Consider the following 23,047-nt stretch of genomic DNA (forward strand, 5'->3'; position numbering starts at 1 on the left):
TCCGCCCCTTCGTCGTACGTACCTACAGCGGAAGGATCAAGGGGCACAACGCGAAGGCCGCCACCGCCAGCAACGCGGTACCGACGATCATCGGCAACGCCATCGCGGCCGCACCCGCGAACCACGTCCTCGCACCGGAGACCTGAGGCCCGCCGAGGTTGCGCAAACGCAGCTCCACGCAGTCACCGGCCATCGCCAGCGCGGTGGGAGGCGTCGCTCCACCGGTCATCGTGACCAGTGCGGACCGCACCGCGTCGGCACCGTGCATCCGAGCGGCAGTGGCATCCGCGGCGAGCTCGACCAGGGCCGCGACCAACTCGGGAGACCGTCGGGTCAGCGGCGTCCACGGCACAGCAGAGGCAAGAGCGTTCGCGAACCCGACCAGCAGGTGGTGGTGGCCGAGGATGTGCGCCCGCTCATGCTCGATCACCGCGGCCACCGACACCTCGCTGAGGTGCTGGTTGAGGCCCTCAGTCGCCACGATCAGCGCCGGGCGACCCGCCAGGCTGTAGGCGAGCGGATGGTCGTGCGGGATCCACCACGTCGGGATCGCACCGGGTTGTTCTTGTGCGACGAAGTTCAGCGCGTCCCTCTGCTTGCGCTGCAACCTTCCCTGCGAGCGGTGGTGCCGCACGAGCAACAGGGCGAGCTTGACCACCACGCCGAGCAGGATCGCCGCGAAGAGCAGTCCGGCGATCTCCTCCGTTCGCGGCGAACCGCCGTGCCGCAACGTCTGCCAGCACTGGTGCACGAGCCCCACCAGCAACGGCGCCGGGCCGTGACCGGGTAGCACCGCGATCACGACCGCGGCGGTGACCGTCGTCAGACAGCCGGCGACCATCATCAGCCAACCGGTCAGCAACGCACCTGCGGGCGCCCGCAGCACCAGCAGGCGGTCCAGCATCCGGGGACCAGTCCAGGCCACGGTCAACGCGCCCAGCAGAAGCGCGACGGCGACGGTCATCGGCGCTTCCGCAAGGCCTTGCGGAGCGCGTCGGCCTCCTCGTCGGACGCCGACCGCGCGAAGTGCAGCAGCACTCCAGCCGGGTCGTCGGTCGACTCGAGGACCGCCCGCAGCGCTCTCGCCGCCGCTTCCTCACGGCTCAGCGCGGCCTGGTAGTGGAACGCCCGGCTGACCTTCTCGCGTTCGACCCAGCCCTTGCGGTGCAGGTTGTCCAGCACCGTCATGACCGTCGTGTACGCCAGTTCCCGTTCCTTCGACAGCTCGTCGAGCACGTCGCGGACCGTCCGGTCGCCGTCACCGCGCCACAGCACGTCCATGACCGCCGACTCGAGCTCACCCAACCCCTGCATGGCACCTCCGTCCGGGAAGAATACGGTCACCCGGCGATGCGCCGCGCTCCCATGAGGTGCCCGTCGCCGCGGCTCGACCGGATGTCGACGACCTGGCCGTCGGTCGGCGAGTCGACCATCTTCCCTTCGCCCACGTACATCGCGACGTGGTGGATGGTCGCGGGATTGCCGGTTCCGTCGTCGTAGAACAGAAGATCACCGGCCACCAGTGCGTCGAGCGGGACCGCCCGGCCCGCGTTGAACTGCGCCGCCGCGACGCGGGGCAACGTGATGCCCGCCTGCTTGTACGCCCACAACATCAGGCCCGAGCAGTCGAACCGGTCGGGCCCGGTCCCGCCCCAGAGGTAGAGCGAGCCGCGCTTCGACAGCGCCGCCTGCAGCGCCGTGTTCGCCGCACCGGGTGGACCGAGGTAGCTGCCGTTGTCCTTGACCCGGCTCAGGCCGTTGCGCACGGACGGGTCGAGGGCCCCGAGCGCCGCCTTGACCTCCTTGATCTTGCCGTCCAGCTCCTTCTGCTTGCCCTCGACCTCGCCAACCAGCTTCTCGGCGGCCTGAGTGGCCTCCTGCGCCTGTTGACGCGCGCCCTCGGCCGTGGTGACCGCGGTGGCCAGCCTGGTGAGCGCCTCGGCGTTGTCGGCGGCGATCAGGTCCATCGCCGACATCCGCTCGAGGAAGTCCTGCTGGGAGTCGGCGACGAGCATCGCGGAGAGTTTGGTGAGCCGCGCGCCCTCGAACGACGCCGTGGTCAGCGCGTCGACCTGGCCGCGGAACCTGTCCTCCTCGCTCCTGGCCCACTTCTCCGCCTCGTCGGCCTTGGCCAGTTCGGCGCGCTTGGCCGTCAGGTCCTCGCGGGCCTTGAGCAGGTCCTCGTTCGTCTTCGCCGCTTGCGCGCCCAGTTCGTTGTAGCGGGCTAACGGGTCCTGTGCGGGCTGCGCGGACGCGGGTGCGACCGCGACCGCCACAAGTGCGCTGGTCAGAGCTATCGGCAGGAGTCGCCGCTGTGCCGGCACCTCGCCTCCATCTACTAGGTGGCATAGTTTCCGCAGCGAGTTTAGTACTAAGGTCGTTAGTAATTGACAACCGGTGGGAGCTGGGGATGACGAGTGGCCGCAAGACCAAGCAGCGGCGTGCCAAGAAGCCGATCGTCAGCACCAAGGCCACACCGTGGGGCACGATCATCGCCGTCGTCGCCGTGCTCGGACTGGCCGGCGGCGTGTTCGGCTACGCGTTCACCCAGATCTCCAAGAACAACGACCGCGAGGCCGCGCTGGCGCAGTGGAAGCCGTCCGACACGAACAAGGACCCGTCCGACAAGATCACGGGCGTCGTGAAGAAGGAGTTCCCGGCCGCCAAGCACGTGCAGCCGACCGAGCGCGTCGCCTACGAGCACAACCCGCCCATCGGCGGCGCGCACGACGGCCAGTGGGCCGACTGCACCGGCGTCGTCTACACGACGGCCGTGCGCAGCGAGAACATGGTCCACTCCATGGAGCACGGCGGGCTGTGGATGGCCTACAACCCCGACCAGATCACCGGTCCGGCGCTGGACAAGCTGAAGTCCAAGGTGGAGGGCATCCCGTACACGATGCTGTCCCCCTACCCCGGTCTCGACCAGCCGATCTCGTTGCAGACCTGGGGGCACCAGCTCAAGCTCGGCAACGCGGACGACGAGCGCATCGACCAGTTCGTCTCCGCGCTGCTCCGCAACCCGAACACCTACCCCGAAGTCGGCGCGTCCTGCGAAAACCCGCAGTTCCTGTCGAACCCGGCTCCGTTCGTCGCGGAGAAGCCCGGCCCCGACGCCGTGCCGGTGAACGGTCGCCCCGAGTCCGAGTCCGCCGCGCCAACGCCGAGCGAGGGTCCGTGAACTGGACGCTTCTCCTGATCCTGGCCTTCTTCGGCTTGGCCCTGGTGATCGCCGGCTACCTCGTGGGCGTCGCCTCGGCCAAGCCTGCGGCGCCGTCCAAACTGCTCGGACACCACGCGATCGCGGTGCGGATGGCAGGCTTGGCGATCCAGCACAGCGACGACCCGGAGATCCGTCGGATCGCGTTCGACATCGAGACGGACCGCGTCGAGCTGATCACCCGAGCACTCGGCCGCGCGGACGACACTCGGATCACGAAGCTGGGAGAACGCTCGGGCCGCGCGTTCGACGTCGCGTTCCTCAAGCTGATGCTCCGGCACGACCAGGCCGAGACGGCCTTGGCCAAGAAGGTTCGCGCGGGACATCGGTCCGAAGTCGAAGAACTCGAGTCCCTGCTCGTCGCGCGCACAGTCCACCGCTGAGAGAAACGATGTCCGCACAACTACTTCTCCAGACAATTCCCCTGGCCAGCCACGACGGTGAAGGCAGCACCTGGATCCTCGGCGTGGTGGCCTTGGTGATCATCACGTGCCTGATCGCCGTCGCCGTCGCGCAGTACCGCGACCCGAATCGGAAGGCCAACCAGGAAGTGCGGCGCATGCTGATGGGCACGGGCCCGCGGCGATCGTTCGTCCCGGAGTCCGAAGAGGACGGAAGATCGACCTGACGTGCATTTTGCGCGACGTGGTCAGCATTGCGCGGTGACCGGACGTCCGGAGCTGCCCAAGACGCTGCGCGTGGTGCGCGGCGGGCTGCTCGCGACGTGCGCGACCGCCCTCACCGTCACAGCTCACGGCATCGGCGGCGGCGACTTCCCGGACGGCGCGATGACGCTCTTCGTCACCGCGCTCATCGGCGCCGCCGCCACCGCGTTCGCCGACCGGAAACGCTCTCCGGTGGCCGTCGTGCTGGCGCTCGGCGTCGCGCAGCTCTTCATGCACCTGCTGCTCAACACCGGCGGATCGCACCACGGCCCGTCGACCGGGCCGGACAGCCTGCGAATGGCGTTGGCGCACGTGCTGGCAGGCGTGCTGCTCGGCGCGTTGCTGGCGAAGGCCGACGCGTGCCTGCTCGGCTTCATCACAGCTGTGCGCCGGACGTTGCCTCTCGTCTTCGCGCCGATCGTCGTACCTCGGACCGTGTCCAGGCCGGTGACCGACTTCGCGGACGTGCTGCACGGCGTTGTCGTGTTCACGTCCGTGAGCAGACGCGGCCCTCCGCTCCCCCGCTGACATCCCCTACCGACCGGCCCTCGCGGGCCGGTGTTCTGTCATGCGAGGAGCTCCATGTCCCCGAAGTACCCACGCGTGTTCGCGACGGCCGCGGTCGTCGCGTGCGCGGTCACGTTGTTCAACAGCACTGCGGCCTCCGCCCATCTGGAACCCGTGCCGGGCCAGGCGGTCAGAGGCAAGTCCGCGACCATCACCTTCAAGGTTCCCAACGAACGCCCTGACTCCGGCACCGTCTCGGTGCGGCTCGACCTGCCCGCCGAGTTCCCGTTGCGCACCGTCCGGACCCGCAGCACCGCGGGCTGGAAGGCCGACGTGGTCAAGGCCAAGCTCGACCCGCCGGTCAAGGTCGGCAACAGCGAGTTCACCGAGGCGTTCCGCAGCATCACCTGGACCGCCGAGGCCGGAACCCGCATCGCCCCCAACGAGTTCGCGGAGTTCGCCGTGACGCTCGGCACGATGCCGGACAACGCCGATCGGCTCGTGATCAACGCCGTGCAGACCTACGAGAGCGGCGAAGTCGTGAACTGGAACCAGCCGCCGCCAGCGGAAGGTCAGGGCGAGCCAGACCATCCCGCGCCCGTACTCAAGCTCGTCGCCACCGATGCCGAGGCGTCGTCCGACTCGTCCGGCGAACACAGCACTCCAGCCCCCGCTGCCGCTGCTGCGCCGAGCTCGTCCGCGACCTGGCTCGGCGGCTCCGCCCTCGGAGTGGCCGCCCTAGCCCTCGGCATCGCGGCCGGCACCGCCCTGCGTTCCCGCTGCACCACACAGACCGGAGACCCGAAGTGAAGCGCGTCCTGATCCTCCTGCCGATCTTCCTGCTGTCGTTCCTGGCGACCGCGCCACTGGCCTCGGCGCACACCCAGCTGATCTCCAGCGACCCCAAGGACGGCGCGGAGGTCGCCGCGCCGCCGCAGCAGATCACGTTGACGTTCAACGAGCCCATCCAGGTCGACCAGACCACCGTCACCATCACCGGTGCGGACGGCACCGCGTGGACCGTCGGTCAGCTCACCGGCAAGGACGCCTCGCTCCTCGTGCCGGTCACCCCGGCCGGTCCGGCAGGCCTCTACACGCTCAACTACAAGATCGGCTCCGCGGACGACCACGCCGTGACTGGAGCGGTGAAGTTCACGATGACCGTTCCGCCGACCACCACGACCACTCCTCCCCCGACCACGACGACCGCGCCGAGCTCGGCCGCGCCCTCGATCGCCCCGGCGGCTGACGCGCAGACCGATCAGAGCAGCGGAATGCCCTGGTGGGTATGGCTGATCGTCGCCGTGGTTGTGGTCGGCGCGGTAGGCGCCGTCGTGTTCATCAGGAAGCGCTCTGCCACGTCAGTGTGACCCTCATCCACACGGGACGCCATCCGGTGTCCCGTGTGGACCACAACCTCAGGCAGGGAGCGGCCTGCACCGCCTTGAGGGAAGGATCAGCAGGCGTCGCAGCAGCCGGAGCCACCCTGCTTGTTGCCAGCGACCGTGAGGTTCAACGCCTGTGGTGTGGCCGGAGCGACCGCGGTCACCTCGGGCAACGGTGTGCTCTTGGCCGCGCGGATCGCGTTGACGATGACCAGCACCTCGGCGAACTCGTGCACGAACACCACCGTCGCCAGACCCATGACCCCGAACGCCGCCAACGGGATCAGCACCCCGATGATCGCCAACGAGAACCCGACGTTCTGCAGCATCACGCGACGCGCGTGCCGTGCGTGCGCCAGAACCTGGGGCAGGTGACGGAGGTCCTCGCCCATCAACGCCACGTCCGCCGTCTCGATCGCCACGTCCGTTCCCATGGCGCCCATGGCGATGCCGACGTCGGCGGTCGCCAGTGCGGGAGCGTCGTTGACGCCGTCACCGACCATGGCGATCCTGCGCCCGTTGCGCAGCCGCTCGACCAGGGTGGCCTTGTCCTCCGGCAGGAGCTCGGCGTGGACGGTCGAGATGCCCGCCTTGCTCGCCAATGCCGTTGCGGTGGCGGTGTTGTCGCCGGTGAGCATCGCGGTGTCGATGTTCAACCCGCGCAGGCTGCTGACGACCCCGGGAGCCTCGTCGCGCAGCTCGTCGCGGACCGCGACGGCGCCAAGAAGAACGCCATCCCGTTCCAACAGCACCACGGTGGCACCCGCCTGCTGAAGACGGTCGACCTCGCCACGCAACGCGCCGGCGTCCACCCACCCCGGCTTGCCCAGCCGGATCGAGGCACCGTCGAGGGTTCCGGTCAGTCCGTGCCCAGGCACCGCGGTGACATCATCAGCAGCGGGCACGGCTGCCGAGGCCTGCAGAATCGCGCGGGCCAGCGGGTGCTCACTGCGGGCTTCGAGCGCGGCTGCGGTCGCCAGCACCTGCTCGCGCGTCGCCTCCCCAGCGGGGAGGACGTCGATCACGCGCGGAGCGTTGCGGGTGAGCGTGCCGGTCTTGTCCAACGCGACCGTGCCGATGCGGCCCAGCTCCTCCAGCGCAGCGCCGCCCTTGATCAGAGCACCCTGCCTGCTCGCCGCCCCCACGGCGGCAACGACGGTGAGCGGAACAGAAATCGCCAGCGCACAAGGGGAAGCGGCGACGAGCACGACCAAAGCGCGTTCGAGCCACAACATCGGATCGCCGAACAGCGCCCCGAGGCCGGCGATGAGCGCGGCCAAGACCATGATCGCCGGAACGAGCGGACGCGCGATGCGGTCAGCCAGCCGTTGCCCGGCACCTTTCCGGTCCTGGGCCTCTTCGACGATGTGCACGATCCGCGCGAGCGAGGAGTCCGACGCCCGGGACGTCACCTCGACCTCGATCGCACCGCCGCCGTTGATCGCACCGGCGTGCACGACATCGCCAGGCCCGGCCTCCACCGGCACCGACTCACCGGTGATCGCCGACAGGTCCAGGTTGGTGTGGCCGGTCCGGATGACCCCGTCGGTCGCGGCACGCTCACCGGGCCGCAACACCATCCGGTCGCCCACCACGAGCTCGTCCGGCGAGACCTGCAGCTCGGTCCCGTCTCGCAGCACCGACGCTGTGGGCGGCACCAGCCCGAGCAGAGCGCGCACGCCACGGCGGGTGCGAACGATCGCGTAGTGCTCCAGGCCCTCCGCGATCGAGAACAACACGCCGAGCATCGCGGCCTCGGTGAACTGCCCCAGTGCCACGGCACCGATAGCGGCGATGGTCATCAGGGTGCCGACGCCGACCCGGCGCCGCAGCAGGCCGCGCACCGCCCCCGGCACGAACGACGCCGAGCCCACCACGGCCGACGCCAACGTCAGCCCGTCGCCCGCCAGCTCCGCGCCCGTGGACCCGATCCACCACCCAACAGCCAGAAGCACCGCGGCGACAACGGCCAGCTGCAGTTCACGAACCTGCCACAGGCTTCCCGGCCCCTCGTCGGGACCGCGTTCGTCACCCTGCCCCGTCGTCCGCGACTCCTGCGGCCCGCAGCACTCCTCAGCCACGACTCACCCCTTCAACGCTCCGCCGTCGCCCGCAGGCACGACCTGCTCCGTCTGCACTTCGAGAACCGCGGTGACCAACGCGCGCCCGCGACCGGTCAGCGCGTACATCACCAACCGACCGTCCCGCCGCGACGACACCAGCCCGCCGATCTTGAGCTGCCGCAGGTGGTGCGACGTCAGGTTCTGCGCCGCACCCACGACCCACGAGGCGTCGCACACGCACAACTCGCCACCGCTCAACAACGCAGCGGCGATCCGCAGCCGGGTCGGATCGCCCAACGCCCGCGCCGCAGCTGCCGCCGCCTCCACCGCACCCACCTCGGGCAGGCCCGTCCGGATCTCCTCGGCATGCGGCAGGTCCAGGCACAACAGGTCGCAGGAGTCCTGGCGTCTGTCAGTCACAGCGCTCATCCTAACGTTCGTTGATACGTTGGAATCTACTCCAAGTGAGAGTGTCATCTCAACACTCATCGATATGTTGGCATCGACGTGGGAACTCTCGACCAGCCGCCGGAGGCGGCAAGACCGGTGACGACCGCCCGTCCAGGTTGTGAAAGGGTCGGCGCATGCACGGAACGGCACCAGGCATCGTCGGCACCGGCTACGAAGGGGTTGATCTGGACGCGTTCCTCGCGCGCCTCGGCGAACAGCGGATCAACGTCCTCGTCGACGTTCGCCTGACTCCGATCTCCCGCAAGCGAGGTTTCAGCAAGACAGCACTCTCGACGGCGGTTACCTCCGCAGGTGCCGGCTACCTGCACCTGCGGGGCCTGGGCAACCCCAAGACCAACCGGGCCGGATTCGGCGGCAGCCTTCAGGAACTCTCCGAAGCCCGCGATCGCTATTCGGCACTGCTCACCGACGAGGCCGCGGAGACCGCACTGGACCAACTCGTCGAGCTCGCCAAGCACCAGCGCGTGGCGGTGATGTGCTTCGAGGCCGACGAGCAGCGGTGCCACCGCGACGTCGTCCTTCACCAGGTGCGCCTTCGGCTGGAGCGCGACCTCGTCGAGGTTTAACGCGGCGGCCAGTACACGCCGACCACTCCGAACACGTGTTGCCGTTTGGCCTGGTTGCCGACGAAGAACGCGACGTCCTTGCCAGCAGCACACATCTCGCCGAAGTACCTTTTGCGCAGCTCGACCTTCAAGGCGTCGTCACCAAGCCTGACCAACCGGCGCTGAAGAGCCACGAACTCCCAGTCGAGGATGCCCTGGCGATGGCCACCGCAGGTGGTCGTCGTGCACTTGTAGCGGTACCAACCCCTGAACCGAGGAGCCTCCAGGGCCGTGCGGTCAGTGCCGAACATGTCGATCTGACCGACGTACCTGTTGATCTTGTCTTGCTCGTCCGCCGTCCAGCCAGGATGAGGCTCGAGGTCGATGCCCTGCACCGAAGCAGGACGGACCGCCGCCAACGAACGAGCCGGCGGATGAGCCCTGACCCCGTTCAGCACCTCGCACATCGACTCTTCGACGTACGGCTCGACCAACGGCCGCCTTCTCTTCCAAGGCTTGAGGTAGTCCCGCACCTCCAGACTGGTCATGTCCGGCTTCCAGCTCTCGACACGAGGGTCGTTGCGAGCAGGCTTCACCTTGATCGACACGATGTCGTACTTCCTGAACCGCTGCGCGGACTCCAGATCGCGGAAGTTGATCGGATACAGGCGCACCCACCCCGGCGCGTCCAAATCCATGCTCAACCCCGCGACGCAGACGGTCTCCCCGTAGGCAGCGGACGGGTTCGGCGCGGCTTTGACCGTGACCAGCACCTTCATTCGACGCCAAGCGTCATCAGCGGCCTTCATCACCGGCGCCGCCTCCGGCCCGAACAGCGATCCTTGACTCACCGCTCCCCCTTTCAGCGATGTTCACCTGGATCGAGTCTGCAACGCCGCACACGCTCGGTCATTCACCCGGCGGAGTGCAGAAAGCAGCTGTGAACGCGGTGGCGTTCAGATCTGGTCTGCGGATACGAAGAGGCCTGATGGTCGACACCGGTTTCTCACACCGGGTCAGTCATCGCGAAACTCGGAAACCAGTCCAGCTCTCGAATCGCGATGGTGCTGGTCCAACGGGGTGACTCAGGCGAGTGGAGTGCTCCGGGGATCCCCCGTCGGAGCACAATCGCTCGGTGCCAGTGGGAACCAGCGTGACGAACGGCGTGTCCGGAGCGTGGTCGGCAACGTAATCCAAACGGGCACGCTCACGATCACAGAGGCTGTGCCGACGCGACCGGCGTTGCAGGGCCTGCCCTATCAGCCTGTGTTCGTGGGCAGAGAGGACCAGGTCGACGGGCTCCTGGAACTGCTCCAGCCAGACTCGGACAGCATCGCCGCCGTCGCCGTGGACGGGCTCGGCGGTACCGGCAAGACCGCGCCAGTGGTGCACGCCGCGAAGGTCGCGCGCAACCGGAACTGGTTCCCGGGCGGCATGTTGATGATCAACATCTATGGCTACGGACCTGAGGAGCAACACGTCACCCCGCTCGTGGCCCTCAGTCGTTGCTCACCGCAGTGGGGGTCCATCCCGACCAGGTATCGGAAGACGTCGAAGCCAGAGCGTGGCTGTGGCGGACCGTCCTCGCCGAGCACGGCGGGGCCGGCCAGCGAGTCCTTGTCGTGGTCGACAACGTGTCGTCGGCGGACCAGGTCCTGCCGCTGCTACCGGGTGACTCGGAGCAAGGACACCGGGTGCAGATCACGAGCAGGCACCGGCTCGCGGGTTTGCCGGGAACCAGGTTGGTGACGCTTCCGACTTTGAGGGAAGCCGGCCGCGAGGTAGCGGAGAAAGCCGGACTCGTGCTTCCTGCGCTGGGACGCAAGCTGTATGTCCATGAGTCCCGCTTCCGCTACAAGGACCGCGACCATCACCGCGTCGATCACGTGCTCTTTTGCCGCATCACGGATACGGCCCCGAAGGTCGCGCTCAAGCCCACCGAGAACGAAAAGCCAGCCTGATCGAGCGGCGCTGGTGGCCGGCCTCCGACCTGCGCGCCACCACCGCCAAGCTGCTACCGGCCACGCTCCCCGTTCTGATGGACAACCTTCTGGCGGGCACTTTCAGCGCCACGCCGCTCAGCCTGTCCGACTGACTCTCAGACGATGAACCACCTGGAGCTCGGGGCGTCGTCCAGCTGCGCGATCCGCCGATGCACCTCGTCGGCCTGTGGACTCCCCACGGCCGATTTCCGGGCGTTCGTCGTGATCATCCTCAGCTCACGCAAGTCCTTGAACGTACGGCAGCCCGACCACTCACGGACATCACGGCCGTAGCGCTCGCAGAACTCGTCGTACTCGGTGTGCGCGAACCCGAACCTGCGGCAGTGGACCTCGATCGTCACGAGGTCCCACTCCACGGGGCCGAACACCGCACTCTCCCAGTCGATTAGGACCGCCGCCTGAACGCCGTTGTCCAGCAGCGCACGTTCGCCATCCGAGAGCAGCGCGCTGGTCTCGATCGAGTTCCGGTTCGCACCTAGAGCGTCGAGCTGCGGCAGTTCGAACGGCACATTCTCCAAGCTGTGCAAGGACAACAACGGTTCGGCGATGTCCCCAGCGGTGATCGCCTGGTCTTGCGGAAGGAACCGCCACAGGGTGACTGCACAACCACGCAGGCTATCGGCATCAGCACCGACGAGTTCGCCCGCGCGAAAGACTCAGACGTGCGCAACCTGCGCAACGTCATTCGGCTGATCGACCTCGGCTGGGCCCGCGCGCGATGCGTCGACTACCTCGTCGAGCACGGATTCGGCTCAACCGCGAAGTCCGCCTGCATCGGGTGCCCTTTCCACAGCAACGTGGGCTGGCGATGGCTCCGCGACAACGACCCCGTTGCATGGGCGAGCGCCGTCGAGCTCGACAACGCAATCCGCAACGGATATTCCCGTGCCACCTCACACCGGCAGGAGCTTCACGGGCGCTACTTCCTCCACCGCTCCTGCAAGCCCCTCGACAAGGTAGAACTCGACGCACCGTCGCGTGGCAAGCGACGCCTCCAACTCGTCACCACGGATCCAGCCCAGCGGGGCCTACGTCCAGCAACGATCGACATCAGCGCCAAGGAGTTCGCCCGGGCGAAGGGCTCAGCCGCGTGCTATCCGTACAACGTCTTTCCTCCGATCGACCACAGCAGGGGTCACCCCCGATGCCAAAGGGTCCGGCAAAGCGGCGACGTAGTGCGCACGGTTGTGCCTCACTTGGTTGAGAGCGGTCGTTGGTTCGACCGGTCGGGTTCGATCGAGCGCAGGTCGCGGTGACGCGTTTCGCCCGCGCACAGGAAGGCGGCGATCGTGCAGATTTCGGTTATCGCGAGGAAGACGGCGACCGGGGTGGTCGAGCCGAACCGGCGCAGCAGCGCGACACCTACGATCGGCGCCAGCGAGCCACCGAACACGGTGGCGAGTTGGTAGCCCAGTGATGCGCCGGTGTAGCGGACGGCGCTGGGGAACAGTTCGGCGAAGAACGCGACCTGGGCGCCGGTCATGAGGCCGTGCAGGGTGAGCCCCACGACGGTCACCAGGATGACCTTGCCGAGCTCGCCGCTGTCCACAAGAGGCAGTCCGAGGAAGCCCCAGGCGGCGAGCAGCACGGCCAGCGTGATGCTGACCGGGCGCCTGCCGTACCTGTCGGACAACGCGCCTCCGGCCAGCATCGCCGCCACCTGGAACACCGAGGCGACGGCCACGGCGGTGAGGCCCACGCCGCGCGGTGCCTTGACCTGCTGGGCCAGGTACGTGAGCAGGAAGATGCTGAACGTGTAGAAGGCGGCTTTCTCGCCGACGTTGGCGAGCGCGGCCATGGCCACTTGGCGCCGGTGATCGCGCAGCACCACCCGGATCGGCGCCGCCTCGCGCGGTGCGTCCGCCTCGAACAGCGGGGACTCCTCGATGGAGTGCCGCAGCCACAGGCCGATGACCACCAGGACGGCCGACACCGCGAACGGGAGGCGCCAGCCCCAGGACAGGAACTGCTCGTTGGTGATCGTCGGCGTCAGTGCCGCGAGAACGCCGGTGGCGAGCATGTTGCCGAGTGGTCCGCCGGTCTGCGGCCAACTGCTCCAGAAGCCTCGGCGGCGGTCGTCGCCGTGTTCGGCAACCAGGAGGATCGCGCCGCCCCACTCGCCACCCAGCGCGAAGCCCTGGACGAGTCGGAGCAGCACCAGCAGGATCGGCGCGGCGATCCCGATCGTGGCGTAGGAGGGGATGAGTCCGATCGCTACGGTCGCGCCGCCCATCAGGACCAGGCTCAGCGCCAGTGTGCGCCTTCTGCCCCAGCGGTCTCCGAAGTGGCCGAACACCACGCCGCCGAGTGGGCGAGCCAGGAAGCCGACCGCGTAGGTGAGCAACGCGAGCAGCACGCCGGTGATCGGGTCGCCCGACGGGAAGAACACCTTGTCGAACACGATCGCCGCGGCGGCGCCGTAGAGGAAGAAGTCGTAGAACTCGATCGTGGTGCCCGCGACGCTCGCCGCGATGATCTTGGCGAAGCCCTTCCGGGGCTGACCTGCTTCTGCCATGACACAGCTCCGTTCTTCAGCGGCTGCTCAGCGCGGGTTCGGCCTCGCGCGGCACGTCGAGCGGGTCGGGCAGCGGGTTGAAGACGATCGCGAGGTGGATCCCGTAGATCCAGTGCCACACGAAGACAGCGGCGATGTACTGCCATCCCAGGTTCAGGCTCAGGAAGCCGGGGTCGGAGCCGCGCGCCGGGCCGTAGACGAACGGGGTCATGAACACGACGCTGAGGACGGAGAGCAGTGTGCCGAACACGAACCCCTTGGCGAGGTTGCCGAGCTGCGTGTTGCGCCACGGCAGCAGCGGATGGAGCGCGCACGCGAACACCACCGCGAACACGATGCCGTCGAAGTAGTGGAAGACACCTCCGACGAGGAACTTCGCCAACGGCCCGGCGGCAGGCGTGTAGACGAAGCCGTTCGCGGTGTTCCAGTCCAGTCGGGTCAGGCCGATCCCGGTGAACCAGTAGCCGCACGCGGTGGCGACGTGCGTGGCGACGAGGCCTGCCAGCAACGCGGCGAGCACCCGGTGCCGGCTGGCCCACGTGCGCCACCACAGGATCCCGGGCACGGCCGCGGATCGGTTGTCGAAGCCGGGCTCCACAGCGAGCTCCTTCGATTCGAGGATTGAAGAGAGAAGATGGCGTGAACGACGCACGTGCCGTGCGCTTTTCGCTCAACGGGGCCGAGCTGGACAGACCTGGAACCAGCCACGTCGAAACGCTCGCGCGTGCCATCGGCGTGCACGGCGGAACTGGGCATGGGGCGGTGGTTCCTCGTTCTCCAGCGCGGGTGCGAGCACGCCGACGCTACGAAGAATCGCGCGATCCGGAATCGGTCACCGTATCCGTCGGTGCCCCCGCGGCACCGTCGAAGTCCACCTTCGCCAGGTCGGACCGCGAGATGATGCCGAGCTTCGGGAAGACGTTGGACAGGTGGTGGCCGACCGTCCGCGGGCTGATCAGCAGCTGTGCCGCGATCTCCCGGTTGGTGAGCCCCTCCCCCGCGAGCCGCGCCACCCGGAGTTCCTGTGGGGTGAGGACGTCCTGCCGTTCCGACCCTCGTGCGGACCGGTGGGGGTGCGCCCCGGTCAGCTCCTGTTCGGCCTGCGCCCGTTCGAGCAACGGCGTGGCTCCCAGTCGCTGGAACGCCTCCGCGGCCTCGGCGAGCTGGACGCGGGCCTCGGAACGGCGGCGGGCGCGACGCAACCACTCCCCGTACAGCAGCCGGGTGCGCGCGAAGGAGAAGGGGCGTGACGACGCGCCGGGCACCTCCAGGGCGAACTGGAACCACTTCTCGGCATCGGACGCGTCGGCCAGCAGCGCACGGGCGAGGTGGGCGCCGGAGACGGCCCACGCGGCCTCGGTGTGGTCCGCCCACCTTCGCAGCAGTTGTGTTTGTGGCTCGGCCGCTTCCGGCCTGCCGGCCCGCAGCGCGGCTTCCACGGTGTCGAGGACGGCCAGCACCGCGAAAGTCGGGTGCGCGGCGTCGTGGCCTGGCTCGGTGAGCCGCAGCAGGCGTTCGAGCGCTTCGTCGGCGCGGCCGGCGAACAACGCCGACATGCCGAGGTACCAATGCGCGGCGGCGCTCAGCGCACGCACCTCCCGCGGCACGGAGAGTTCGAGGGTGCGAGCGGCGGCAGCCGCGACGGTCTCCTCGTCGCCGCGCATCGCCGCCAGCAAAGCCAGGCAGTTGCGGCACTGCGAGGCCAGGTGGTCGGCGCCGATCTCCTCCGCGACCCGCATTCCCTCGGTCGCGTTGGCCGTCGCCTCCGACCAGCGCCCCAGAACGATGTCCAGGGTCGCCGACTGGGCGAGAGCCAGCGTCAGGACACCCACCTCCTCCGTGCGCCGCACCTTCGCGATCTTGTTCCGCAACGCGACGGACAGAGGCTGCTCAAGACCCCACGCCACTCCCAGGGGTGTGGGAGGGTGCAACCGCAGCAAGCTGGACGAGAGCCGGGCCAGTACGTCCCCGGTGAGCACAGCGGGGCCCGGTTTCGCGTCTTCTCCGGGCTCGGTGGTCCACCAGGCGCGCAGCACCGGCAGCAGATCGGCGTCCGGGAACGGGCGGCGGCGGGCGAGTTCGCCGACCTGCCGCAAGGCCTCGGCCTGCAGTTCGGGGCGGCCTGCCGCCCAGCCGGCCCGCACCGCGAGGCAACCGAGGTCGAGCGCCTTGGCGGGGTCGGGTACCTCCCGCATGTCCAGCAGCAGGAAGCCGTGGGCGCGTTCCTGGTCCCCGCGAGCGAACTCGATAACCCCGCGCAGCCCGCCGCTGAGCCGGGCCACAGCCGCTTCGGAGGACATTTTCTCCGAAGCCCGCAACAGTTCCCTCGCCGTGGCGACCTGCCCGGCGTCCCAGGCCGCGGCCGCACCACGGCACAGTCGCCTGACCGCATCGCCGTTCTCCGGCGAAAGTGCGGCGGCTCTGCGTAGGGCGCGCACGGCCGCCGCGCAGCCACCGCGCCCCCAGGCGCGCTCGGCCGATCTCTCCAGCAAGAGCGCCACCTGTTCGTCGGCCTTCTCGGCGGCAGCGGCCAGATGCCAGGCACGGAGTTCGCCTGTCGCGTCGGCGGTGAGCGACTCGGCGAGCGCCCGGTGGACCGCCTGCCGATCGGCAAGGGTCGCCTCCTCGTAGACCACGGCCCGGATCAGCGAATGCCGGAGCCGGAGCCGGTCGCCGCGTGCGGTGAGCAGACCGGACCTCAGCGCGAGCTCCCAGGCTTCGGCCTCGACACCGAGAACGGCGCCTGCCCGGCGCAGCACCGCACCCTCACCGCGGTCGTCGGCGGCCGCGAGCAGCAGCGCGGTGCGGATCGCGGAGCCCAGGGGATCGATTCGGGCTCGGAACGCGCGGCGCAGTCTGGGGCCGACCGCGACCGGGTCCCCCTGCGACAGGAGAGCGGCGCCGGTCTCGCCGAGTGTGCGGGGAAGTTCTTGCAGGGCCAGCGGATTACCTCCTGCCACGCGGACCGTGTGTTCGATCAGCACGTCGTCCACGTCGCGGGCGGCCGAGGAGGCCAGCAGACGTGCGGCGCTGTCGTCCAGACCTCGAACCTCCAGCGATGGCACCAGCTCCCAGTCACCGAGCGCAGGATCCTCGTGCACGGCCACCAGCACGGCCACCGGCTCCGCCTGCACCCGTCTGGTTACAAAGGACATACGCTGCGCGGTCGGTTCGTCCAGCCACTGCCCGTCGTCGACGACCACCAGCACCGGACGGACCTCGGCCAGATCGCTCAGCAACGTGAGAACAGCGGCGCCGAGGAGGAACCGGTCCGCTTGGTCGCCGCTGTGTCCGAGGGCCCCTTTCAGCGCGCGTGCCTGGGGTAGCGGCAGTGTGTCGATCCGGTCCACCACCGGCCACAGCAACTGGTGCAGACCAGCGAACGCGAGACCCGACTCCAGCCTGGTGCCCCGGCAGGTGAGGATCGTGAACCCAGGGCCGGCGACGTCGGTCGCGTGCTCGAGCAACGCCGTCTTGCCGATGCCCGGATCACCCCACAGCACCAGGGCAGCGCCCTGACCGGACATGGCCCCGGCGACGACCCGGCTCATCGCCGCCTGTTCCAACTGCCGCCCGAAGAGGTCCATTGTCAGGAAGCGTACGGGACCAGGCGCTCGTCGATCTACAAAGGACGAAGAGCCATCTTCAGGTGGGCCGCGACATCGCCGAGGCCCGGTGTTGTCCCGCGCCGCCACCGGACATCAGGATGGCGCGGTTGCCGTTGCGGTCGTCCCGAAGTCCGAGGCCGTACCTTCTCGTGGGTGATCACCCGCAGCCGCGAGCAGCCTCGCCGATCCGCGGAACAACCCGCACATCGGTTGCTGCTATGGAAAGTTGGGATCTGGTTGCGATCCCGCGCGGCTTCCTACGCTGAAGAGGCCCAAGTCAGTCGAAGGGTGTTCAACTCAGCTACCGGGAGTTCTCATGCTCAAGCAAGCAGTTGCCTGCATCGCGGCGACCTTGGCGGTGACCGCGTTGCCCGCCACCGCCTCGGCCTCTGAAGCGGCGCCCACAGTGATCTGCTACGACTCCAGCCAGGTACGTGACTGGGACGAAGCGCTAGGCCAGAACAGCTGGTACTGGTCGGGTCACGGCAAGACCGTCACGCTCGGCGACACCAGGTTGTGGCCGAACGAGGGTTGTCGCCCGGTCATCCGCTTCGTGCCCTCCGACTCGATGCCGGACAACACCGTGATCGGCCCGGTTCGGCCGAACGACCGGCCGATCACCGTCCGGCTCAGCCGCGCGGCTCTCCGGAAGGGCTTCTCCGCAGAGCGCCTCGTGGCACGTGAGTACGGCCGGATCTTCGGACTCCCGATGAACAACAGCGGGAAATGCGATGACATCATGTCCGGCGTGTCAGCGGGCAAGGACTGCCACAACTTCTGGTGGCCCGAGGCACAGGTCGCGCAGATGAACGACAACTACCGCTGACCACGACACGTGGTGTCGATCGCAAGGCTTCGTGTTCCACACGCCGGGTGATCTGACGTTGTCGGCAGCCTTCCGTTGCACCGCACGAGGTGCACGCATGCTCTGACGTTGCGCGCCTCCAGCAGCCCTGAAGGCGCGCAACGTCGATCCGGCGCCCAGTCACAGCGACGATCTCACGAACGCGACGAGCTCAGGAGGTTTCCTCCGATGACATCCGACGTCCACCCAGGTCAGTCACAGGCCGGAGCGATGGCGGTCACCGTGCTCCTCGTGGAGGACGACCCGCTCATGTCGGACGCCATGTCCCGGCGGTTGCGCGGCATCGGCTATCGCCTGCGGGTCGCCTCGTCGGTTCCGCGCGCCGTGCGCATGATCAGCGGCCGGCGGCCTGACCTCGTCGTGCTGGATCTCGGTCTTCCGGATCTGGACGGGCAGGACGCGTTGCGCGTCATCCGCGACATCACCTCCCTGTCCGTCGTGATCGCGACCGGCGTGCACGACGAGCTCGGAATCGTCAGAACGTTGAACGCGGGCGCTGACGACTACCTGGCCAAGCCGTTCTCATTGGAACACCTGGCCGCACGCATGCGCGCTGTCCTGCGCCGGTCGTGCCGGATCATCAGCGCGCTGCCGGTCCTGACGATCGGCGGCCTGCGGGTCGACCGAGCCCGTCGGGAAGCCACTGTGGACGGACGACTTCTCGAGCTGAACCGCAAGGAGTTCGACGTCCTGACCTACTTGGCGGAGCGGGCCGACCGGGTCGTCAGCCGCAAGGAGGTGGCCGAGGCCGTCTGGGGACGCCTCCACCGCCCGGGAGACCAGTGCGTGGACGTGCATCTCTCCTGGTTGCGCCGCAAGCTGGGCGAGTCCGCGTCTCGACCGAGGTACCTGCACACCGTCCGCGGTGTGGGAGTGCGTCTGGCCGACTCCCGCACCGCGGATCCCGTGCCTGTCGCCTATCCGGTGTAACTCCGGATCCAGCTGCTCACCGCCGGGACGTCCATGTAGAGCGACGGACCGGTAGCGCACAACTCGTTACCGTTGCCGGAACCGCTGGTCGCCCCCACCAGCTGCCAGATCCCGTTGACGCGCTTGATCTGCGGACCACCGGAGTCGCCGTAACACGCTCCGGCGTTGCCGTCCGGGTTGTTCGTGCACAGATCGGTGGCTGGGTTGCGCCCGACGGGGCACCTGTTGTCCGGCACGATCGACGTGTCCAGCTCCATCAGCTGCGTGGTCCTGCCGTTCCCCGGCACCGGGCTCGTCTGCCCCCACCCGATGATCCGGGTCGCGGTTCCAGCGGGGCCGGAGGTGGCGGCGATCTGGATCGGCGTCTGCGGCACCGAGGTCGCCAACTCGATCAACGATACGTCCACCCCGTTTCCGGGGTGGTGGATCGTCCGCCGGACGCGGGCGACGGTGCCGCCGCTGTTGCTGTTGGTGGTACCCACCCGCACCTGCACCGGATTTCCGCAGTGCCGGGCGCTCACCACCCAGTTCGGCTTGATCAGCGCACCGCCGCAGTAGTGCCCGCCGCCCACGGAGATGTTCGTGGACACCATGAACGAGTAGACCTGGCTGGCCGGACGGCCGTTCACGATCATCGACTGCACGTCCGTCGGCGCGGTCTTGGCCACCGCCGGAGCTGTCAGGCACGACAGCACGGCCGCGACGGCGGCGACGCCGGCGAGCAGGGAACGTGTCTTCATTCGCGTATCTCCTCAGGATCAGTCCAGCGACCACAATGGACAACGAGGACTCGCTTGCAGGGAGAGAACCCGTTGCCGGGCGCCGGATCGGTCATTCGAAACGCACGGGCGCGGAGCGAGCACTGCTCGACCACAACGTCCTCAACCAGACGTACGCGACACGTGACACCTCCACAACCAAAAGCGCCGCAAGACGCCTGCTGGTTAAGGAAGATTCAAGGTGCGGCTCGTGATCGTCCCCGCTCACGGGCCGCCCTCGATCAGGACGGCCCGTGGTTCACCAGGTCTCCTCCGACACCGACCCTCACGTCGCCGCGCGTCGCATGTCCCTGGTACGGACGACTTCCCTGGCGGAAGGTCCAGCCGCCGATCGTCATCCCGTCGACCGGTACCTCGGCGCCGCCCACCATCAGCGTGAAGTGGACGTGCGGAAGGTTGCTGAACCCACCGCAGGGCAGCTCGTTCCCGATGCGCCCCAGGTACGCGCCTTCGTCGACGTATCCGCCCTCGTTCACAGTTGTGAGGTCGGTCATGTGGTAGTACCGGGAGCTGTAGCCGCTGTCGTGCACGACGGTGATGAAGGCACTGGTCCCGTTGTCGCAGCTGCGGTACAGGCGGCCAGGTGCGGCCGACAGCACCCGGCCGTCTCCACCCGCGAAGTCGAGAGATCCCCACGGACCTTCGCTGCCGACAGGCCCGTGCGGTCCCCCGCCGAACCACCAGGACTGGTTCCTCGGCCACGGAAGGCCAAGGCCCGTGCTCGGCGTCCGGGCGCGGGAAGCCCTGTGGTTGGCGGCGAAGGTGGCCTTCTCCTCGTCGCTCACCACCTCGGCCGGTGCCGCGGCGACCAGGTCCGCGAACTCGTCGGTGCCGTGCAGCGCGACCTGCCAGCCCAGGCCGGTCCTGGTCGCGACGAAGATCGCGGTGTCCGGCGAACCGTGCGTGTCCGCCGCGAGCGGAACGGTTGTGGTGCCGAACGCCCACGACCCGTTCACGGCGACGGGCTCGACGAGTGGCGCCACCCCCGCCGACTTCCCTCCAGTCCGTTCGTCGGTCATCACCGCTCCCACGGACCAGTGCAGGTCGTGCTCAGCGGTGTTGTGCCCGGCCACAGCCGGAGCACCGATCATGGCACCGCACAGAGCGAGAGTGGAGACGATCGTGAGAAGTCTTGGCCTTGCCACACGAACCACCTTTGGCGTGACCGGCAGCACTGCTGAACCCCGGCCGGTCAGGTCACGGCCACGGTCACCGCGGCGGTGTGCAGCCTGCCGGCGTGGGAGAACTCCAGGAAAAGCCGGTACTCACCGCGTTCGGCGAACACCGAGCGGAACGTCAGCTCGCCGTCGATGAGCGGCGCACCGGCCGGTTCGACGGGATGCAGATGGGTGGCGGACAGCAACATGGTGTGAAAGCCGGTCATGTGCCCGTTGGCACCGAGGTGTGTTTCGAGCTTCGTGACTGGCTGACCGTCTGGGGTCCGGATCGCGAATCGCAACGAACGCTCGTTCAGCACGGGAAGCACGGCGGGCTCGTCGACACGCGTCACGGTGTATCCGGTAGCAGTGACGGTCCGCGCGTCCGGCGCGGGCACCTCGGCCAACGTGGTGTCGCCGGCGACACTGAACGGCACGCCGAGCACCACCGGGTGACGGGGATCCTTGGTGTCCAGCGGAATGAACTCGGCGAACATCCGGTAGGCGCCGCCGTCGGGGAGGTCGACCTCGGTGTGCCAGGTATCGCCTTCCAGCTTCGGGTGGACGTGCCGGAACACGTGCATGTCGTCGCGGATCACGAAGAAGTGCATCTGCTTGGTCTGGTTGTCGACGAACCGGGTCATCGGTGTGCCGTCAGCCGCCCTGATGCGGAACGCGACGGGAACCGCTGTTCCGCGTCCGGACGGCATGACGACGCGTTCGAAACGATAGCCACCCTCCACTTCGGATAGTCCGTCGCTGTGGCTCGCGGGGACGACGGCCGCGGCCTGCTGGTGGTGCACGGGGGCCGGTGTCGAGCGGAACAGCATGACGCCGGCGCCTGCCACCACCAGGAAGGCCACCAGCGCGAAGATCCAGTCGGTGGCGCTCAGTCTGCGCATGATCGGCTCCAGGACGGGGTGCCCCGATGGAGGGACACCCCGATCGATCGGGAACTGGTAGCTCAGGCGACTACTTGGCGGCGCCGAGGTTCGGCTTCACCACGACGAGTCCCTGCTCGATGCCGTTGATCAGGACGATGCCGCTGGAGAAGTACGGGTAGTTGCTCCAGGCCCCGTTGAACGCGGCCTGGTTCGACGCCGGGTAGATGTCGAAGAACCCGGCCTCGGTCAGCCGCGCGGACGCCACACCGCTGAGGTCGAGGATCCGCAGGCCTGCCTGGTAGTTGGCCTGGTAGGAGTACTTGCCCTTGACGTACTGGTTGTGGTCGATCGCGCTCGCCGGCGAGTTGTAGACGCCGGTGTGCACCGGGTTCGCCAGCGAGGACAGGTCCCAGATGTAGGTCTTCGTGCGCTTGTCGGTGCCGCGCGACTCGTCGAGCTCGTCGTCGAGCAGGAAATGGCGCTGGTCCTCGGTCAGCCAGCCCTGGTGCGAGTACTGCGCGCCCGAGTAGCCCTTGCGCGCGATCTGCACCGGGTTGGACTTGTTGGTCACGTCGACGATCGTCAGCGTGTCCTCGTTGGAGTTGAAGCAGATCTCCCGGCCGCGGTAGGTGGCGTCCGGGCCTCGGTAGACCACGCACTGGTTGTCGTGCGTGTAGCCGTCCTGCGAGACGCAGCCGGCGTTCCTCGGCTGCTTCGGCGTGCGGATGTCGACCATGTGAGGGCCGCCGCGGCACGTGTTGGAGCCGATCGCGTACGCGTAGCCGGTCTCCTCGTTGATGGCGATGTTGTGCGCAGGGCCGAACTCGCGGTAGACGGTGTCGGCGGTCAGCGTCTGGGGCGAGGTGATCGTGCGCAGCCGGGTCAGGTCGAACACCTGCATCCCGTGACCGGTGATGAAGTCCGCGACGATGAACGCGTGGTCCTTGTAGACCTTCATGTCACGCCAGGTGCTGCTGCCGCCGTTGGACGGCAGGTTACCCAGGAACCTCGGCGCGGTGGGCGTGCTGACGTCGACGAACGCCGTGCCGTTGGTGCGGCCGACGATCGCGTACTCCTTGCCCGAGGACCTGTCGGTCCAGCCCCACACGTCGTTGCCGTTGCCGCCGCCCATCGCGGACAGAGGCAGGACGCTGAGCAGGTCCACGTTCCTGCAGGGGTAGATGTCGGCCCTGCCGTTCACGCACGGCACTCCGGCCGCGGTGCCGGTGACGGCGTGCCGGGTGGCAGGCTCGTAGTCGGCCATGAACGCCTTGGCCGCTGCCTGTCCTTCCTGGGTTTCGGGGTCGTGCGCCGAGGCGCCCGACATCGTGAGGGCGATCGCCGATGCCGTCAGCACCGCGAGCACCCCCAAGCGCAGGGTTTTCATGAAGTCGTTCTCCTCACTGGGATCCCGGCCGCTCAGGACGCGGACGGGCGGGGGTTCCGGAAC

25 protein-coding genes are annotated in these 23,047 nt (G+C 68.3%); 11 read left to right on the forward strand and 14 right to left on the reverse strand.

Annotated features, from left to right (window positions below; all coding sequences use genetic code 11):
* Positions 1–22: 22 nt before the first annotated feature.
* The 3 genes from JNUCC0626_RS13395 to JNUCC0626_RS13405 are packed head-to-tail and all read right to left on the reverse strand — an operon-like array spanning position 23 to position 2,324.
* Positions 23–964 carry a M56 family metallopeptidase gene (locus JNUCC0626_RS13395; RefSeq protein WP_394620051.1) on the reverse strand — a complete coding sequence of 314 codons (942 nt, stop codon included), beginning with the start codon at positions 962–964 and terminating at the stop codon, positions 23–25.
* Entirely contained in the window at positions 961–1,314 is a 354-nt protein-coding gene (locus JNUCC0626_RS13400; protein WP_394620052.1) for a BlaI/MecI/CopY family transcriptional regulator, read from the reverse strand. The genes JNUCC0626_RS13395 and JNUCC0626_RS13400 overlap by 4 nt, the downstream gene beginning before the upstream one ends.
* 26 nt (positions 1,315–1,340) lie before the next feature.
* Positions 1,341–2,324 carry an NlpC/P60 family protein gene (locus JNUCC0626_RS13405; protein ID WP_394620053.1) on the reverse strand — a complete coding sequence of 328 codons (984 nt, stop codon included), beginning with the start codon at positions 2,322–2,324 and terminating at the stop codon, positions 1,341–1,343.
* A gap of 86 nt (positions 2,325–2,410) precedes the next feature.
* On the opposite strand from JNUCC0626_RS13405, the gene JNUCC0626_RS13410 reads away from it, so the two are divergent.
* Genes JNUCC0626_RS13410 through JNUCC0626_RS13435 form a run of 6 tightly spaced genes read left to right on the forward strand, consistent with a single transcriptional unit; the run spans position 2,411 to position 5,762 of the window.
* Positions 2,411–3,181: a DUF3105 domain-containing protein gene (locus tag JNUCC0626_RS13410; RefSeq protein ID WP_394620054.1), complete on the forward strand. Its 771-nt coding sequence runs from the start codon at positions 2,411–2,413 to the stop codon at positions 3,179–3,181.
* On the forward strand, positions 3,178–3,603 hold the full coding sequence (locus JNUCC0626_RS13415) for a hypothetical protein (protein ID WP_394620055.1): 426 nt from the start codon (positions 3,178–3,180) through the stop codon (positions 3,601–3,603). Before JNUCC0626_RS13410 ends, JNUCC0626_RS13415 begins: the two co-directional genes overlap by 4 nt.
* Positions 3,604–3,611: 8 nt before the next feature.
* Positions 3,612–3,848, forward strand: coding sequence for a hypothetical protein (locus JNUCC0626_RS13420; protein WP_394620056.1), 237 nt, complete (start codon positions 3,612–3,614; stop codon positions 3,846–3,848).
* Positions 3,849–3,882: 34 nt separating this feature from the next.
* Positions 3,883–4,413, forward strand: a complete 531-nt coding sequence (locus tag JNUCC0626_RS13425; RefSeq protein ID WP_394620057.1) for a hypothetical protein — start codon at positions 3,883–3,885, stop codon at positions 4,411–4,413.
* A 54-nt stretch (positions 4,414–4,467) separates the two neighbouring features.
* Positions 4,468–5,202 (forward strand): YcnI family copper-binding membrane protein, encoded by a 735-nt coding sequence (locus JNUCC0626_RS13430; protein ID WP_394620058.1) that lies wholly within the window; start codon positions 4,468–4,470, stop codon positions 5,200–5,202.
* The gene (locus JNUCC0626_RS13435) at positions 5,199–5,762 is read left to right on the forward strand and encodes a copper resistance CopC family protein (RefSeq protein WP_394620059.1); all 564 of its coding nucleotides are present in this window, start codon (positions 5,199–5,201) and stop codon (positions 5,760–5,762) included. Before JNUCC0626_RS13430 ends, JNUCC0626_RS13435 begins: the two co-directional genes overlap by 4 nt.
* Positions 5,763–5,848: 86 nt before the next feature.
* On the opposite strand, the gene JNUCC0626_RS13440 is transcribed toward JNUCC0626_RS13435, so the two are convergent.
* Positions 5,849–7,858 (reverse strand): heavy metal translocating P-type ATPase, encoded by a 2,010-nt coding sequence (locus tag JNUCC0626_RS13440; protein ID WP_394620060.1) that lies wholly within the window; start codon positions 7,856–7,858, stop codon positions 5,849–5,851.
* Between the two features lie 3 nt (positions 7,859–7,861).
* Positions 7,862–8,260 (reverse strand): ArsR/SmtB family transcription factor, encoded by a 399-nt coding sequence (locus tag JNUCC0626_RS13445; RefSeq protein ID WP_394620061.1) that lies wholly within the window; start codon positions 8,258–8,260, stop codon positions 7,862–7,864.
* 164 nt (positions 8,261–8,424) lie between these two features.
* Here JNUCC0626_RS13445 and JNUCC0626_RS13450 point away from each other — a divergent pair, with 164 nt between their 5' ends.
* The gene (locus JNUCC0626_RS13450) at positions 8,425–8,877 is read left to right on the forward strand and encodes a DUF488 family protein (protein ID WP_394620062.1); all 453 of its coding nucleotides are present in this window, start codon (positions 8,425–8,427) and stop codon (positions 8,875–8,877) included.
* Here the strand turns inward: JNUCC0626_RS13450 and JNUCC0626_RS13455 are convergent.
* Positions 8,874–9,707, reverse strand: coding sequence for a hypothetical protein (locus JNUCC0626_RS13455; protein WP_394620063.1), 834 nt, complete (start codon positions 9,705–9,707; stop codon positions 8,874–8,876). The two genes, JNUCC0626_RS13450 and JNUCC0626_RS13455, sit on opposite strands and share 4 nt — an antisense overlap.
* A gap of 654 nt (positions 9,708–10,361) precedes the next feature.
* Between JNUCC0626_RS13455 and JNUCC0626_RS13460 the strand changes: the two genes are divergently transcribed.
* Positions 10,362–10,817 carry a hypothetical protein gene (locus tag JNUCC0626_RS13460; protein WP_394620064.1) on the forward strand — a complete coding sequence of 152 codons (456 nt, stop codon included), beginning with the start codon at positions 10,362–10,364 and terminating at the stop codon, positions 10,815–10,817.
* Between the two features lie 137 nt (positions 10,818–10,954).
* Here the strand turns inward: JNUCC0626_RS13460 and JNUCC0626_RS13465 are convergent, their stop codons facing one another.
* Positions 10,955–11,368, reverse strand: a complete 414-nt coding sequence (locus JNUCC0626_RS13465) for a phosphotransferase family protein (RefSeq protein WP_394620065.1) — start codon at positions 11,366–11,368, stop codon at positions 10,955–10,957.
* Positions 11,369–11,380: 12 nt separating this feature from the next.
* Here JNUCC0626_RS13465 and JNUCC0626_RS13470 point away from each other — a divergent pair, with 12 nt between their 5' ends.
* Positions 11,381–12,115 (forward strand): hypothetical protein, encoded by a 735-nt coding sequence (locus JNUCC0626_RS13470; RefSeq protein WP_394620066.1) that lies wholly within the window; start codon positions 11,381–11,383, stop codon positions 12,113–12,115.
* Here the strand turns inward: JNUCC0626_RS13470 and JNUCC0626_RS13475 are convergent.
* The 3 genes from JNUCC0626_RS13475 to JNUCC0626_RS13485 form a co-directional block, all read right to left on the reverse strand.
* Positions 12,052–13,374, reverse strand: coding sequence for an MFS transporter (locus tag JNUCC0626_RS13475; RefSeq protein ID WP_394620067.1), 1,323 nt, complete (start codon positions 13,372–13,374; stop codon positions 12,052–12,054). The two genes, JNUCC0626_RS13470 and JNUCC0626_RS13475, sit on opposite strands and share 64 nt — an antisense overlap.
* Before the next feature lie 16 nt (positions 13,375–13,390).
* Positions 13,391–13,972, reverse strand: a complete 582-nt coding sequence (locus JNUCC0626_RS13480) for a DUF6789 family protein (RefSeq protein WP_394620068.1) — start codon at positions 13,970–13,972, stop codon at positions 13,391–13,393.
* 205 nt (positions 13,973–14,177) lie between these two features.
* Positions 14,178–16,961: an AAA family ATPase gene (locus JNUCC0626_RS13485; protein WP_394620069.1), complete on the reverse strand. Its 2,784-nt coding sequence runs from the start codon at positions 16,959–16,961 to the stop codon at positions 14,178–14,180.
* A gap of 337 nt (positions 16,962–17,298) precedes the next feature.
* Between JNUCC0626_RS13485 and JNUCC0626_RS13490 the strand changes: the two genes are divergently transcribed.
* Complete coding sequence (locus tag JNUCC0626_RS13490; RefSeq protein WP_394620070.1) at positions 17,299–17,808, forward strand: snapalysin family zinc-dependent metalloprotease; 510 nt, start codon at positions 17,299–17,301, stop codon at positions 17,806–17,808.
* 207 nt (positions 17,809–18,015) lie between these two features.
* On the forward strand, positions 18,016–18,777 hold the full coding sequence (locus tag JNUCC0626_RS13495; protein WP_394620071.1) for a response regulator transcription factor: 762 nt from the start codon (positions 18,016–18,018) through the stop codon (positions 18,775–18,777).
* Here the strand turns inward: JNUCC0626_RS13495 and JNUCC0626_RS13500 are convergent.
* From JNUCC0626_RS13500 to JNUCC0626_RS13515, 4 genes are all read right to left on the reverse strand, one after another.
* Entirely contained in the window at positions 18,765–19,517 is a 753-nt protein-coding gene (locus JNUCC0626_RS13500) for a S1 family peptidase (RefSeq protein ID WP_394620072.1), read from the reverse strand. The genes JNUCC0626_RS13495 and JNUCC0626_RS13500 overlap by 13 nt on opposite strands.
* Positions 19,518–19,777: 260 nt before the next feature.
* On the reverse strand, positions 19,778–20,701 hold the full coding sequence (locus JNUCC0626_RS13505; protein ID WP_394620073.1) for a M23 family metallopeptidase: 924 nt from the start codon (positions 20,699–20,701) through the stop codon (positions 19,778–19,780).
* Between the two features lie 47 nt (positions 20,702–20,748).
* Positions 20,749–21,615 (reverse strand): hypothetical protein, encoded by an 867-nt coding sequence (locus JNUCC0626_RS13510; RefSeq protein ID WP_394620074.1) that lies wholly within the window; start codon positions 21,613–21,615, stop codon positions 20,749–20,751.
* Positions 21,616–21,685: 70 nt separating this feature from the next.
* A complete protein-coding gene (locus JNUCC0626_RS13515) occupies positions 21,686–22,984 on the reverse strand; it encodes a choice-of-anchor B family protein (protein ID WP_394620075.1) in 1,299 nt (432 codons plus the stop codon).
* Positions 22,985–23,047 lie beyond the last annotated feature (63 nt).

The organism is Lentzea sp. JNUCC 0626, assembly GCF_043632865.1.
Taxonomy (GTDB): domain Bacteria; phylum Actinomycetota; class Actinomycetes; order Mycobacteriales; family Pseudonocardiaceae; genus Lentzea.

Excerpts from the sequence above, each read along its gene's own strand:
- JNUCC0626_RS13395 (WP_394620051.1), bottom strand. The coding sequence starts at position 964 with ATGACCGTCGCCGTCGCGCTTCTGCTGGGCGCGTTGACCGTGGCCTGG.
- JNUCC0626_RS13400 (WP_394620052.1), bottom strand. The coding sequence starts at position 1,314 with ATGCAGGGGTTGGGTGAGCTCGAGTCGGCGGTCATGGACGTGCTGTGG.
- JNUCC0626_RS13410 (WP_394620054.1), top strand. The coding sequence starts at position 2,411 with ATGACGAGTGGCCGCAAGACCAAGCAGCGGCGTGCCAAGAAGCCGATC.
- JNUCC0626_RS13420 (WP_394620056.1), top strand. The coding sequence starts at position 3,612 with ATGTCCGCACAACTACTTCTCCAGACAATTCCCCTGGCCAGCCACGAC.
- JNUCC0626_RS13430 (WP_394620058.1), top strand. The coding sequence starts at position 4,468 with ATGTCCCCGAAGTACCCACGCGTGTTCGCGACGGCCGCGGTCGTCGCG.
- JNUCC0626_RS13450 (WP_394620062.1), top strand. The coding sequence starts at position 8,425 with ATGCACGGAACGGCACCAGGCATCGTCGGCACCGGCTACGAAGGGGTT.
- JNUCC0626_RS13475 (WP_394620067.1), bottom strand. The coding sequence starts at position 13,374 with ATGGCAGAAGCAGGTCAGCCCCGGAAGGGCTTCGCCAAGATCATCGCG.
- JNUCC0626_RS13485 (WP_394620069.1), bottom strand. The coding sequence starts at position 16,961 with ATGGACCTCTTCGGGCGGCAGTTGGAACAGGCGGCGATGAGCCGGGTC.
- JNUCC0626_RS13490 (WP_394620070.1), top strand. The coding sequence starts at position 17,299 with ATGCTCAAGCAAGCAGTTGCCTGCATCGCGGCGACCTTGGCGGTGACC.
- JNUCC0626_RS13495 (WP_394620071.1), top strand. The coding sequence starts at position 18,016 with ATGACATCCGACGTCCACCCAGGTCAGTCACAGGCCGGAGCGATGGCG.
- JNUCC0626_RS13500 (WP_394620072.1), bottom strand. The coding sequence starts at position 19,517 with ATGAAGACACGTTCCCTGCTCGCCGGCGTCGCCGCCGTCGCGGCCGTG.
- JNUCC0626_RS13510 (WP_394620074.1), bottom strand. The coding sequence starts at position 21,615 with ATGCGCAGACTGAGCGCCACCGACTGGATCTTCGCGCTGGTGGCCTTC.
- JNUCC0626_RS13515 (WP_394620075.1), bottom strand. The coding sequence starts at position 22,984 with ATGAAAACCCTGCGCTTGGGGGTGCTCGCGGTGCTGACGGCATCGGCG.